Below are 13,030 nucleotides of genomic sequence, written 5' to 3' on the forward strand. Positions count from 1 at the left end.
GACTCCTACACCGCGGGCAGCGGGCTCGACGATAGGTAGAAGTTGGGGGCCAGGTCGTCATCGCTGGCCGCCAGCCGATATCCCGACAGGTCGACGACGCCCTGCTCGCGCAATACCTCTTCATCGGTGTAGAAGTGGCCGCTGCAGTCCGCGGCCGGTCGGGTGACCAGAGCGTGCACCGCGTCGGCCATGATTCGCGGGTGGCGGGCCTGTGCCCGCACCACGTCCTCACCCATCGCAACGATCATCCCGGTGCTCGCCACGGTGGTCGCGGGCCACAGCGAGTTGACGGCAATGGGTATCGATGCGAACTCCGCGGCCCATCCGAGTGTCAGCAGACTTTCGGCGTACTTACCCACCGTGTGTCCGACGTGCGCGCCCACCCATCGTGGGTCCAGGTTCAACGGCGGTGAAAGGTTGACGATGTGGGCGTTGTCGGAGTTCCGCAGGTAGGTGAACGCCGCCTGCACCACCGCGAAGGGTCCTTTGACGTTGATACCGAGCAGACGGTCGAAGTTCTTCGGCGGCAATTGCGGGGTGGGCCGAAGGTCCAATGCTCCCGCATTGTTCACCACCACGTCGATTCCGCCGAACTGCTCGGCAGCGGCGGCGATCGCGCTCGCGACCGCATCGGCGTCACGGACGTCGACCGCAAGCGGAAGCGCGCGACCGCCAGCGGCGCGGACTGCCTCGGCGGTCTCGGTCAGTGTGCCCGCGATTTTCGGGTTCGGCGTCTGCGTCTTGGCGAGCAGAGCCACCGCCGCTCCGTCCGATGCCGCCCGGACCGCGATTTCGCGGCCGATGCCGCGACTGGCGCCGGTGACGACGACGACGCGATCCTTGAGGGTGTGAGTACCGAGAGTTCCCACGACGGTGTCTTCTCCCTGGCTTAGGCTGCCGATGAAGTGGAATGCTATAACTATATAGCTCATTAAGAACACGGGGACCGCGGTATCCCGGGTAGGGGAGAAGCGAACATGACGCATGTCGTCTCGATCGGCACGTACCTGCCGCCATGGACGGTGCGTGAGCGACGGGTCAAGGGGCCGGACGAGGATGCGCTCACGATGGCGGTCGCCGCAGGACGAGCCGCCGACCCCGACGCGTCTGCAGCTCGCGTCGTGTTGGTGTCGCGCGATTTTCCACTGTTGGAAGGCGGCAACGGCGCCGTGCTGCTGGCGGCGCTGTCGCTACCCGCCGATACCCCGGTGGCCGAGGTACTAGGCGGCGCGCCCGCCGCACTCGACCAATTGGTGAGCGCAGCGCCGGGCACCCTGCTCATCGGCGCCGACGATAACGATCTCGCCGTCGGCGCTGCGGCCGCGCTGACCGGTGACGTCGGCGCGACCGTAACCGAGGCCGCCCGCCAGACCCGGAGTCTGCCGCTGACCGCCCGCGGCGAGGATGGCGTCAGGCACTTTTACGCCGACCCACGGCTGCAGCGCGAGGTCGGGGTGCGTTCAACGCTTGCGCGACTGGGCCTGACCGGGACACCAGCGGTGGCAGCGGTGGCAGGCGTGCCGCCGGCGCAACTCGGCAGCGGCTTCGACACCTCGAGCGCCATCGCGGACGCCGCGGGCTCGGCCGCAGCGATCATCCGGCTCGTGGCTGAAGTGATCGAGACTGGAGCGCAGGGCCTGCTGCTCGCGATCGAACAGTCCAGCATCTGCGCGGCGGAGTTCGTCCTCGACGGCACGATGCCACAAGTCTTTCGCGACGAGTTCCCGCCGCGGGAACTGCCGAAGACTCGCGTCGCCGACGGCGTCGGCATCCCGATCTCGATGCCGGCCTACGCGCGCGCCTTCGAGCCGAAAATTCGTTGGGAGGCAGCGGTTTTCGACGCGAGTCCGGGCATCGACTCCGCGCCGCAGTTCCCGCCACGGTTGCGCGTGAACAACGCCGGGCAACTGGCGACCGAATACCAGCTCGAAGCGCTGCCACGAACTGGCACGGTGTACACACACACCACCATTCGGATCTCGGTGCCCGATCTGCCCAGCCCCTACTCGCTGGCGGTAGTGCAGCTCGACGACAGCCCCGTGCGGGTGCTGCTGAAGGTGACCGGCGTACCCGCGGGCGAGGCGACGATCGGACAGGAGGGGGCCATCGTGCTGCGCAAGATCGCCACGCGGGCGGGCATCCCCGATTACGGATATGCGTTCTGGCCCGGGCGCTCACTCGTTTCGCAAGGAGTCGACGCATGAGGAAAGTCGCCATCGTCGGCGCCGGGATGACGCCGTTCGCCGAGCACTTCGAACTCGGCATCAAGGACCTGGTGCCGATGGCGTACGCCGAGGCGGTCGCCGGGGTCGACAAGGGCATCGTCAAGGCCGAGATCGAGGCAGCCTGGTTCGGCGAGCTGTCCACAACCGACGGATTCCCCTCGGGCATTCTGGCCGACACGCTCGACCTGACCGACATTCCTGTGACGCGGGTCGAGAATGCTTGTGCCACAGGCAATGACGCCATCCGCAACGGGACCATGGCCATCGCCTCGGGACTCTACGACGTGGTGCTGGTGGTCGGCGCGGACAAGGTCCGCGAGACGTCGTCGAACACCACGTTCTGGGACTGGGCAGCAATGACCCGCGACAACGCCTGGGACTACCCACTGGGGCTGGTCGCCCCTGCCAACTTCGCCCTGCACGTCATCCGCTACCTGCACGAGTCGCCCGCGACCAAGGAGCACATGGCGATGGTGGCGGTCAAAAACCACTTCCACGCGCTGAAGAATCCAAAAGCCCAACTGCGGTATGAGATCACCGTTGAGCAGGCCCTAGCGGCGCCGATCGTGGTCGAGCCGTTCGGGCTTTACGATTGCACCCCGCAGAGTGACGGCGCCGCCGCAGTGATCCTCGCGGCGGAAGACGTCGTGGACCGCTACACCGACCGGCCGGTCTGGGTGCGCGGCGTGGGGCTGGGCATGGATCGCGTGATGCACCAACACAAGACGGATATGACAACCTTCCCGCCGACCGTGCGTGCGGCCAAGACGGCGATGAAGATGGCGGGATTGACGCCTTTCGACATCGACGTCGCTGAGGTCCACGACTGCTTCACCGGCGTGGAGCTGATCAGCTACGAAGATCTCGGGTTCGCGAACCGCTTCGAAGCCTACAAGCTCGTCGAGGGTCGTGAACACTACGTCGGTGGGTCGATCCCCATCAATCCCAGCGGCGGCCTAAAGGCCAAAGGCCATCCGCCCGGCGCAACCGGGGTGGCCCAGTGCTACGAATTGTTCAACCAGCTCCGCGGCGAGGCCGAGAACCAGGTTGACGGTGCCCGAGTTGGGTTGGCCCACAACATCGGTGGGCCGACCGCAGTCTCAGCGGTGACGATTCTCTCCAGCGACAAGAATTGATAGGAGTCCCATGACCACCTCCGAGATCGCCACTCTGGCCGGCTATGAGCAGTTCGCCCCATGGCTGTTGGTGGAGAAACGCGGCAACGTTCACGTCGTGAGTATCAACCGCCCGGAGGCGCTCAACGCCGTCACCGAAGAGGTGCATCACGCGTTCGCCACAATCTGGAAGGTGCTCGACGCCGACGACGACGTCAAGGCGGTCGTGACCACCGGTATCGGCAAAGCGTTCTCCGCCGGCGGGGACATGGTGATGTTCGGTCGCCTGATCGAGGACGAGGTGGCGCGCACTTTTCAGATTCACGAAGCCCGCACGGTCTTCCTCGAGGTGATCAACTTCCCGAAGCCCCTGGTGTCCGCGGTAAACGGGCCGGCGGTGGGACTGGGCTGTTCGATCGCCCTGCTGTCCGACCTGATGGTGATGGGGGAGAACAGCTATCTGGCCGACCCGCACGTCGCCGTTGGACTCACTGCCGGGGACGGCGGTGCAGCGATGCTGCCCTTGCTGATTGGCATGATGAAAGCCAAAGAGTATGTTCTGCTTGGTGATCGGATCACCGCGTCGATCGCGGAAAAGCTGAACTTGGTCACCAAGGTCGTCCCCGACGACGCGGTGCTCGACGAGGCGCTGGCACTCGGCGAGCGGTTCGCCGCACTGCCGCCGCAGGCTCTGCGGTCGTCGAAGGTCGCGCTCAACATGCACTTGGCCCGCGCCGCGCAGGGAGTGCTCGAATACGCGCTCGCCGAGGAGTTGACGTCCTTCTCGACACCGGAGTTCAAAGAGCGGGTCGCGGCTTTCCGTGCCCGATCCAAGAAGTAGTGCTCAGCGGTACGCCGTGATACGCGCGGTCAGCGCTGGTCTGCCGTCCTCGGCAACGGCCTGTGCATCCGCTACCGCGGTCGCTCTGCCGATCCTCAGCGGCGAAGCCTCGTAGCGCGAATGGTCACCGGCGAAGAAGGGTCGCAGGAAATTCACCCTTAACGATGCCGTACGCATCGCCGGCCCGTCGGCGTTCACCACCGCCGACGCGGCCAATTCGAGCCCGGCAGACGCGACACCGCCGTTGACAACGCCGACGGCGTTGTTGAGGAACGGGTCCGGCTTCTGGCGTAGCACGCACAAGTCGTTTGAGGCGATGGCCGTCTCCACCGCCATCAACTCCGACAGAACCGTCTTCTCGGTTCTGTTCAACGTCTCGTCAGGCTCGTCGAGTACCACTTGATCGGGGGTGAAGAAGAAGGAGCGCACGGTACCGCCTCCGATCACCACGTCGCCACACATCAATGTGCAGAAGGACAATGAAGTGCTGCCGCGCGGACCCAGCAGTCGACCCAGTGCGACGACCGGTGGGGCGCCTTCGGCCGTGGCCCTGTCGCTTCCGTCGGGACTCAACTCCAGGGCCAGTTCGGTGGATACCGTCCATTCTCCGGTGTGGTGCCGGAAGTGGTTGACGAGGCCGCTGACAGCGTCCACCAGGACGCCGAGCGGTCCCACCGTGGGAAGACCGGTGAACGGATTGCGCATCCCCGCCAACGACATCGACATCTCGGCGGTTTCGTTGTCGACATCCGCGTCGAGCATCTCGATGCCGAACCGCCGCAGCACATGCATGGGCGTCTCGATGAGGACATCAGGGCGCCCGTCGATCTCCGTCATTCGAGAAGGTCGACGACCGTTGACAATTCGGTCCCGGCGAGAACGAACTCCTCAGCCTTGAGAAGGTGTTTGCGCCAGAGCTCGCCGGCCTTCTCGGCGTCACCGGCCTTGATCAGATCCAGCACCATCCGGTGTGTCTTGGCCGAGCGGCGCACGGCCCCTTCGGCCCTGTCGCCCTTCGTCGGCTGAAGCGATCGGTTCGCCTTCTCGATGATGTGGTGCAACATGGCGCTGATGATCTGCAGGGTCTTGTTGCCGGAGAGGCGGGCGATCGCGGCGTGGAAGTCGGTCAACTGGTCGACGGCGTCACTGCCGGGTTGCAGCTGGCCCTCGCGCTCGACGATAGCCTCCAACTCTGCGATCACCGCGGCGTTACGGCTCTTTGCCAGCTCGATGACCATCGGCGTCTCCAGCGCCATCCTCGCGGCGTAGACATCCTTGACCGTCACGCCCTCGTATTCGAGAATGAGCCCGGCGTAGCGGGCCAGCGTCTCGCGCCTCGGTCGGGTCACCCGCGCGCCGCCGCGCACACCGCGCTGCACCTCGATGAGCGACTCGGATTCCAGAACCCGGAAGGCCTCGCGCAGCGTCGGTCTCGAGACCCCGAACCGCTCCATGAGCTCCGATTCAGGTGGCAACATGGTGCCCTCGGTGATCTCACCGCGGATGAACATCCGGCGCAGCGCTGTGGCCACCCGATCGGCCATCTTCGGCTCTCGAAGGCTGGTGACCTCCATATCGACCCTCCACAGGTAATCGAATCAACTAACTATTTGGCAGGTTAACTGAATTGCGCCGCCGACCCGGGTATCCGCGCCAGCGCAGTGATGAACCTCATCGTCAATATCCCATGGCGCGGCCCATCAGATCCTTCATGATCTCGGTGGTGCCTGCGTAAAGCCGCTGTACCCGCGAGTCGCGCCAGAGCCTGGCCACCTCGTACTCGTTGATGTAGCCGTAGCCCCCGTGAAGCTGCAAGCAGCGGTCGATGATCTCCCACTGGACTTCCGAGGTCCACCACTTCAGGCCTGCCGCGTCCTGGTCTGACAAGGTGCCGTCATTGACCGAGAGCACGCACTGGTCTAGATACGTCTGCGCTGCGTCGAGTTTCGTCTGCATCTCTGCCAGAAAGTGGCGGTTCACCTGGAACGTGCCGATCGGCTGACCGAACGCTGTGCGTTCGTGCGCATAGGCCTTGGTCAGGTCCAACGCTCGCCGCGCCGCCGGCAGTGCGTAACACGCGACTCCCACCCGTTCATTGGGCAAATTTGAAACCAGATGGTAGAAACCGCGATTGAGTTCGCCGACGAGGTTCTCTTTGGGAACGCGGACGTCCTCGAAGAACAACTCCGCGGTGTCGGCGGAGTACTGGCCGATCTTGTCGAGCTTGCGGCCGCGGGTGAAGCCCTCCATGCCGTCTTCGATCATCAGCAGGCTGATGCCCTTGCGGCCTGCCGAGGGCTCAGTCTTGACCGCCGTGAGCACCAGTTTGGACAGCAGCCCGTTGCTGATGAACGTCTTCTGCCCATTGACCACCCAGTGGTCGCCCTCGTCGCGTGCGGACGTCTTTATGCCTGCGAGGTCTGAGCCGGCGACGGGTTCGGACATCGCCACCGAGCCGATCAGCTCGCCGGAGATGAACCCGGGCAGCCAGCGTTCCTTCTGTTCCTCGGTGGTGAGGTTGTTCATGTACGGCATGAGGATGTCGTTCTGCACGCCGAGACCGATGCCTACCGATCCGGTCATGAACATCTCTTCGGAGATGATCTGATTGAACCGGAAGTCCTTGACGCCCAGCCCGCCGTAGCGCTCGTCGAACTCCCAGCCGATCAGGCCGTGCTCACCTGCGGCCAGCCACGCCTCGCGGCTGACCTTGCCCTCGCGTTCCCACTTCTCGACGTTCGGTACGCACTCGCGCTCGAAGAACGCGCGCGCGGTCGCGCGGAAGTCCTCGTGCACCTCGTCGAATATGTTGCGTCGCATTCGTTTCCTCTTCCTCAGCCCCAGGTGACGATCGACGGCAGGGCGCGGCCGGGTGCGTACATCTCGAACAGCCGGTCGGCGAGCAGCCCCTCGAGCTGATGATGCGATCCGCAGAGCGAATCGATTTGGAAGCCCCGGGTTACGTAGCGGTGCAGGTCGTGTTCTGCGGTCAGTCCGATCGCGCCGCATACCTGCAGTGCGGCGTCCGATACGCATCTGTGCGCGCGGCCTGCAGCCGCCTTCGCGGTCATCGCGGAAAGACTTCCGCCATAACGCCACGTCTCGGCCAACAGCGCGCGGGCGCCTTCCAAGTTCGCCGATGCGTCGGCCAAAAGATGCCGTGGCGACTGGAATGAGCCGATGGGAGAACCGAATTGGATACGGACGCTGACATGCTCGACCGCGATGCGCAACGCCTCGTCGGCAAGCGCGACCAGTTCGGTCGCAAGGGCGCGTTGCGCCGCGGCGACGGCGCGGCCGAATTCGGTTGAGGCGTCGGCTAGGTCGCCACTCATTGGACCACTCACACGCGTCCAGAACACCGTCGGGTCGAAGGTGTCGAGCTTTTCGCCTGACAATCGATCGGTGGCGACGACGCCGATCGACACCGTGGCCATGGGGCCCAGTACTGGCACGGCAAGTCGCCCGGAGTTTGGCAGCGGCCCAAGCACTAATCCGGCAACCCGTTGTGCGTCGGAGCCCGGCGCATAACCGTCGGTGGGCAGCACAATCCCGTCGACGGCACCGTCAAGCAGCGGGCTCAACTCGGCAAGCATCACCGTGCTGAGGCAGTCAGTGTGCGCCAGTGAGCGGCCCTGCGCGCGAAAGAGCAACTCGCACGCCTCAATCGGATACTCCGCCTCGATATCCGACCACCCGAGTTCTGCGAGCGCGGGTCCAACGGCAGTGTGCTCGTCTACTCCCTTGCCCGCCAGCTGGTCGAACAGCCTGAAGACGGCCTCTTCGATCATTGGCCACGATTCGTCGGTCACGGCCGGGCTCATCGCTTCTCCTTTGGCAGCCCCAGCAGATGGTCGGCGATGATGCCGCGCTGTACCTCGGCGCTGCCGCCCATGATCGTCGCCGCGCGGGTGTACCACCACTTCGCCCTGACGGCATCGAGTTCCTTGGCGTTGTCGGCGCCGACACCGCAGATAACCCAATCCCGCCGGGTGTCCATGATGAGGTCGTTGACGTCCTTTTCTGCCTTCGCGAAAAGCAACTTGTCCACGCTGCTGTTCGGGCCGACAGCGCGGCCCTCGGCGAGCGCACGCACCGTGGTCGCGGCGCGCGCCTGCGCGGCAAGCACCGCAACGTAGATCTGAGCGAAGCGGCGCCTGGCGGCTGAAGACGAGCCGTGCACGGCCATCTCGCCGCGCAACCAGCTCAGTTCCGTCAGCGCCGTCGTCAGCGTCGCATAGCCGTACATTCCGCGCTCGTACTGCATGAGGTACATCACGACGCCCCAGCCTCCGTCGGCCTCGCCGATCAGCCGTTCGCGCGGCACGCGCACGTCGTCGAAGAACACCTCGGCCAATTCGCGGCGACCGCTGGCGAGTGCGATCGGTCGGACGGTCACTCCAGGGGCGTCGGCGTCGACAAGGATGGTGCTCAGACCTCGGTGGCGGCTTTCAGGGGTGCCGGTGCGGGCCAGGACCAGAAACCTCGTCGCCGTGGGGCCCTGGCTGGTCCAGATCTTCTGTCCGCTGAGGACGAACCCGCCTTCGCCGTCGTCGACACCCCGGCAACGAAGCGAAGCCAAGTCGCTGCCCGATTCGGGCTCGGAGAAGCACTGGCCCCACCACTCGGCACCGCGCAGGTAATGCGGCAGATATTCGGCGGCCAGCTCCGGCGCGTACTTGATGACCGCCGGGCCCAACACCTCGAGTGTCCAGTGCTGCTCGGGCACCGGCAGCATCGCCGAGGCGAGTTCTTCGAAATACACCGCCCGGTGGATCTCGGTGCCTCCGAATCCGCCCGCCTGCTCCGGCCAGCCATAGCGGTTCCATCCGGCCTCGTACATGCGCGAAAGAATGAAGGAGTGGTACGCCAGCTCTTCCTCGGTGTTGTCGAAGGACGAGTTGCGCCATTCGTCGGCCCAGTCCAGGTCGCGCAGGTAACGCCGGAAATCCTGGCGGTATGTCGCGATCTGCGAAACGTATTCATGCTGACGGCTGGCGTTCACCGCGTCGTCGACCGGGGCTGACAACGGACACCCCTTTCGTCGTTCGACCTGATTCGTCTGCGGGAGACGAATCAGCTAAACAATTATCTATACCAGGTACACTATCGCACGACGACAACTTCGCCATAGGGAGCGCCAATGACGGCATCGCCGGTCGCCACTTCAACCGTCCAGTTCAACCCGGAGAGTCGCCTCTACATCGACGGTCGGTTGCGCGAATCGTCCACGGGCAAGACGGCCGACAACATCAATCCGGCCACCGAGGAACTCCTCGGTACGTGTACCGACGCGGGCGCGGGCGACATGGACACGGCGATCGCGGCCGCGCGTCGGGCCTTCGACACCACCGACTGGTCGACGAACCACGAGTTTCGCCAGCGCTGCCTCATGCAGTTGCATGACGCGCTTCAGGAGGAGAAGGAGGACATGCGGGCCGAGCTCGTTGCCGAGGTCGGTTGCCCAGTCTCCGCGACGTATATCGCGCAGCTCGAGTGGCCGCTTTCCGACGCGATCCGCTGGCCCGCCGAATACATCTCGCAATTCCCCTGGGAGCGCGAACTCCCCGACGCGGCGTTGATCGGCACGCCCTACCACCGCAAGGTGGTCAAGGAACCGATGGGCGTCGTCGGCGCGATCACCCCGTGGAACTTCCCGGTCGAGATCATCAGCAACAAGATGGGCCAGATTCTGGCCACCGGAAACACGATGGTGCTCAAGCCTGCCATCGAGACACCGTGGAGTGCCCTGCGGTGGGGCCGCATCATCGCGGAGAAGACCGACATCCCCGCCGGCGTGGTGAACATCGTCCCGGCCTCAGACAACAATGTCGCCCAGATACTCGCCAGCGACGCCCGCGTCGACATGGTCTCGTTCACCGGGTCGACGGCGGTCGGCAAACTGATCCAGAGTCTGTCCGGGAAAACGATGAAACGGAATCTGCTCGAGCTGGGCGGGAAGTCGGCCTACATGGTGCTCGACGACGCGGACATGGACGTCGCGCTGCCGGGCTGCATGGGAGCCCTCATCCATTCCGGCCAGGGTTGCGCTCTGACCACGCGAATGCTGGTGCCGCGCCAGTTCTACGAGCAGGCCGTCGAGGTCGCCACCGCGACGTTCGGGGCGATAGGCGTCGGAGACCCCACCGACCCGGCGAACTTCTGCGGCCCGCTGGTATCGGCCAAGCAGCGTGACCGGGTCCTCAACTACATCGAGATCGGCAAGCAGCAGGGGGGACGCATCACCATCGGCGGCGGCGCGCCCGAAGGACTGGACCGCGGCTACTTCGTTGCCCCGACGGTCTTCGCCGATGTGGAGCCCGATCACCGCATCTTCCAGGAGGAGATCTTCGGGCCCGTCATCGCGATCACGCCCTACGACGGGGGTGACGACGGCCTCGTCGAGCTTGCCAACAATTCCATCTACGGGCTTTCGGGCGCGGTGATGGGCTCCAACGAGCGGGCGATGGCAGTGGCGAGACGGATCCGCACCGGAACGATGAACATCAACGGCGCGTTGTTCTACGGCGCCGATGCCCCGTTCGGCGGATATCGGATGAGCGGCCTCGGGCGGCAGAACGGCCATGAGGGCTTCGAGCAACATCTGCAGACCAAGTCGATGGGATATCCGATCGCATGACCGACATCCTCAACGGGATACGCGTAATCGAGCTTGCCGCTTGGACGTTCGTCCCGGCCGCGGGTGCGGTGCTCGCCGACTGGGGTGCCGACGTCATCAAAATCGAGCACCCCGAAACCGGCGATCCGCAGCGCGGCCTCATCAGCTCCGGAATCGTCACCGGCGCGGGCGGGGTGAACCACTTCATTGAACAGCCCAACCGCGGAAAGCGCAGCGTGGGCCTGGACACGTCCAGTGCCGAGGGGCTTGAAGTTCTGATGAAACTAGTCGAGACCGCTGACGTCTTCCTGACGAACCTGTTGCCAGATTCCCGGCAACGCATGGCAATCGACGTAGAACAGGTGCGTGCACGCAACCCGAGGATCATCTACGCCCGTGGCCACGGCTACGGAACGAAGGGTGAGCTCGCGGCCCAAGGCGGGTTCGACCTCGCCGCGTACTGGTCCCGCGGTGGAATCGGTGAGGCCTACGCCGCGGGCGACGGCTCGTACCCGCCGATTCAGCGGCCGGCGTTCGGGGACGTCTACGGCGGCCTGTCGATCGCTGCGGGCATTGCAGGCGCGTTGTTCAAACGGGAGCGCACGGGCGAGCCGTCGGTGGTCGACGTGTCACTGCTCGGCGCGGCGATCTGGCAGCTCGGCCCCGACGTGGTGGGCGCGGGCATCACTGGCGCGGACATCCCGAGGTTCCAGCTGGAGGAGATGCCGAATCCGGCGGCGAGCATGTACCAAACGCGCGACGGCAGGCACATCGCATTCGTGTTGTTGCAAGCCGACCGGTTCTGGGCCGAATTCTGCGCACGGCTGGGCCGAACCGACCTGGTCTCCGACGAGCGGTTCGCGAACGCGGTGGTTCGGTTCGAGAACCGCGCCGAATGCATCGTCGAACTGCGCAAGACGATCGGGGCGCAGGATCTTTCCCACTGGGAGAAGGCGTTCGAGGGTTTTGACGGTGTGTGGGACGTCATGCGCACGGCCCGCGAGATTCACGACGACCCGCAGGCGATCGTCAACGGGTATCTGCCGCGCACCACCGACGCCAACGGCAATGAGTTCGCGTTGGCGGCCAGCCCGGTACAGTTCGACGAAACCCCGCTGGACCTGACGTGCGCCCCTGGTCATGGTGAGCACACCGACGCGCTCCTTGGCGAACTGGGTTACAGCGAAGACCAGATCATCGAGTTCAAGATCAATTCGGTTGTGCTGTAGTGGGATCGGAGGATCTGGCTCGGCGCTTCTTGCACGTCAACCTGAACTGCGAATCGCTCCACTCGACTGAGGAGCTGTATGCCGGCAAGCTCGGGCTCTCAGCGCGGATGCGAACAGACCCCGACGTTCCAACCAATGGCTCGATCCTCGGTCTCGACGGCGAGACCTACTGTGAGACATCGTTTCTCTACGACGCACGAGGTGGCCGAGCCGGCTGTGCACTGGAGGCTATCGAGTACCGAAGCCCCGCGCTCAAGCGCGACTCGAACGACGATCCGAAACGGCCCGGCCTACGGTCGACGCTGATGACCGTGGCGGATCTGGCCGGTACCGTCGCGGCGCTGCGGGCGGGGGGCGTCTCTGTCGGCGAACCCATCGACGGCCTGATCTCCGGAACCAAATCGGTGTTGGCAACCGGTCTCGACGGCGTGGTAATCGAACTGGCAGAGCGTGTTGCCGACGATGTGGCTGCCGGCGCGTTGTTCGGCGGAGTTCGCGTCGCGGCCATCGATGCCGTCGCGACGGGGCAGTTCCTCACCGCGATCGGCTTCGTCGAAGTGCAGGCGCCGAGCCTGACCGGCATCGCCGGCGACCAACTGGATACGGGTGGATCGTCCCAAGCGGTTGAATGCGTGGTGTCGCGTTATGCGGTCCCCGAGGATGCCAATCAGTTCAGCCTTACAGTGGTGCAGCATCCAGAGACTCGACACCAGGATCCGGTGCCATGGGGCGGCAACCACCAGGGGCTGTACCGGTGTGCTATGCGGGTGGAACACACGGAGAAGGCCCTCGCTGCTCTGCCGGATTCCATTGAGGTGATGGGAGATCCGGTCTGGTGCCCGTTGCCCGGCACGAAGATCGAGGGTCTCTACATCGCGTTCCTGCGCTCGCCCGACGGGGTGGTTTTCGAGTTCGTCGAACGCCCACTCAAGTACTTCACCCGCTAACCTTTCTCTCGCGAGCAGACGCAGAGTGTCCCTTTCGCGCGGCGTGTCGGGGCC

Annotated in this window: 12 protein-coding genes; 6 read left to right on the forward strand and 6 right to left on the reverse strand. The window is 64.9% G+C overall.

All coding sequences use genetic code 11. From position 1 onward, the window contains the following. Nucleotides 1-5 precede the first annotated feature (5 nt). The gene (locus tag GGC64_RS29860) at nucleotides 6-869 is read right to left on the reverse strand and encodes an SDR family oxidoreductase (RefSeq protein ID WP_370582409.1); all 864 of its coding nucleotides are present in this window, start codon (nucleotides 867-869) and stop codon (nucleotides 6-8) included. 108 nt (nucleotides 870-977) lie between these two features. Between GGC64_RS29860 and GGC64_RS29865 the strand changes: the two genes are divergently transcribed. From GGC64_RS29865 to GGC64_RS29875, 3 genes are read left to right on the forward strand one after another with little or no spacing between them, the layout of a single operon-like run. Next, nucleotides 978-2,204, forward strand: a complete 1,227-nt coding sequence (locus tag GGC64_RS29865) for a Zn-ribbon domain-containing OB-fold protein (protein ID WP_192726205.1) — start codon at nucleotides 978-980, stop codon at nucleotides 2,202-2,204. After that, on the forward strand, nucleotides 2,201-3,361 hold the full coding sequence (locus tag GGC64_RS29870; protein ID WP_192726206.1) for a beta-ketoacyl synthase N-terminal-like domain-containing protein: 1,161 nt from the start codon (nucleotides 2,201-2,203) through the stop codon (nucleotides 3,359-3,361). Before GGC64_RS29865 ends, GGC64_RS29870 begins: the two co-directional genes overlap by 4 nt. Before the next feature lie 10 nt (nucleotides 3,362-3,371). Continuing rightward, the gene (locus GGC64_RS29875; protein ID WP_192726207.1) at nucleotides 3,372-4,181 is read left to right on the forward strand and encodes an enoyl-CoA hydratase/isomerase family protein; all 810 of its coding nucleotides are present in this window, start codon (nucleotides 3,372-3,374) and stop codon (nucleotides 4,179-4,181) included. A 3-nt stretch (nucleotides 4,182-4,184) separates the two neighbouring features. Here GGC64_RS29875 and GGC64_RS29880 read toward each other — a convergent pair whose 3' ends face one another. From GGC64_RS29880 to GGC64_RS29900, 5 genes are all read right to left on the reverse strand, one after another. Further along, the gene (locus GGC64_RS29880; protein WP_192726208.1) at nucleotides 4,185-5,018 is read right to left on the reverse strand and encodes a PaaI family thioesterase; all 834 of its coding nucleotides are present in this window, start codon (nucleotides 5,016-5,018) and stop codon (nucleotides 4,185-4,187) included. Next, entirely contained in the window at nucleotides 5,015-5,755 is a 741-nt protein-coding gene (locus GGC64_RS29885) for a FadR/GntR family transcriptional regulator (RefSeq protein WP_192726209.1), read from the reverse strand. Before GGC64_RS29885 ends, GGC64_RS29880 begins: the two co-directional genes overlap by 4 nt. 103 nt (nucleotides 5,756-5,858) lie before the next feature. After that, nucleotides 5,859-7,001: an acyl-CoA dehydrogenase family protein gene (locus GGC64_RS29890; protein WP_192726210.1), complete on the reverse strand. Its 1,143-nt coding sequence runs from the start codon at nucleotides 6,999-7,001 to the stop codon at nucleotides 5,859-5,861. Nucleotides 7,002-7,015: 14 nt separating this feature from the next. After that, nucleotides 7,016-8,005 carry an acyl-CoA dehydrogenase family protein gene (locus tag GGC64_RS29895; RefSeq protein ID WP_225952640.1) on the reverse strand — a complete coding sequence of 330 codons (990 nt, stop codon included), beginning with the start codon at nucleotides 8,003-8,005 and terminating at the stop codon, nucleotides 7,016-7,018. Beyond that, complete coding sequence (locus GGC64_RS29900) at nucleotides 8,002-9,210, reverse strand: acyl-CoA dehydrogenase family protein (protein ID WP_192726211.1); 1,209 nt, start codon at nucleotides 9,208-9,210, stop codon at nucleotides 8,002-8,004. The genes GGC64_RS29895 and GGC64_RS29900 overlap by 4 nt, the downstream gene beginning before the upstream one ends. A gap of 114 nt (nucleotides 9,211-9,324) precedes the next feature. On the opposite strand from GGC64_RS29900, the gene GGC64_RS29905 reads away from it, so the two are divergent. The 3 genes from GGC64_RS29905 to GGC64_RS29915 are packed head-to-tail and all read left to right on the forward strand — an operon-like array spanning nucleotide 9,325 to nucleotide 12,976. Next, on the forward strand, nucleotides 9,325-10,821 hold the full coding sequence (locus GGC64_RS29905) for an aldehyde dehydrogenase family protein (RefSeq protein ID WP_192726212.1): 1,497 nt from the start codon (nucleotides 9,325-9,327) through the stop codon (nucleotides 10,819-10,821). Continuing rightward, complete coding sequence (locus tag GGC64_RS29910; RefSeq protein ID WP_192726213.1) at nucleotides 10,818-12,029, forward strand: CaiB/BaiF CoA-transferase family protein; 1,212 nt, start codon at nucleotides 10,818-10,820, stop codon at nucleotides 12,027-12,029. The genes GGC64_RS29905 and GGC64_RS29910 overlap by 4 nt, the downstream gene beginning before the upstream one ends. Then, a complete protein-coding gene (locus GGC64_RS29915) occupies nucleotides 12,029-12,976 on the forward strand; it encodes a VOC family protein (protein WP_192726214.1) in 948 nt (315 codons plus the stop codon). Before GGC64_RS29910 ends, GGC64_RS29915 begins: the two co-directional genes overlap by 1 nt. Nucleotides 12,977-13,030: the final 54 nt, after the last annotated feature.

Source organism: Mycobacterium sp. OAS707 (assembly GCF_014873705.1).
GTDB lineage: Bacteria > Actinomycetota > Actinomycetes > Mycobacteriales > Mycobacteriaceae > Mycobacterium.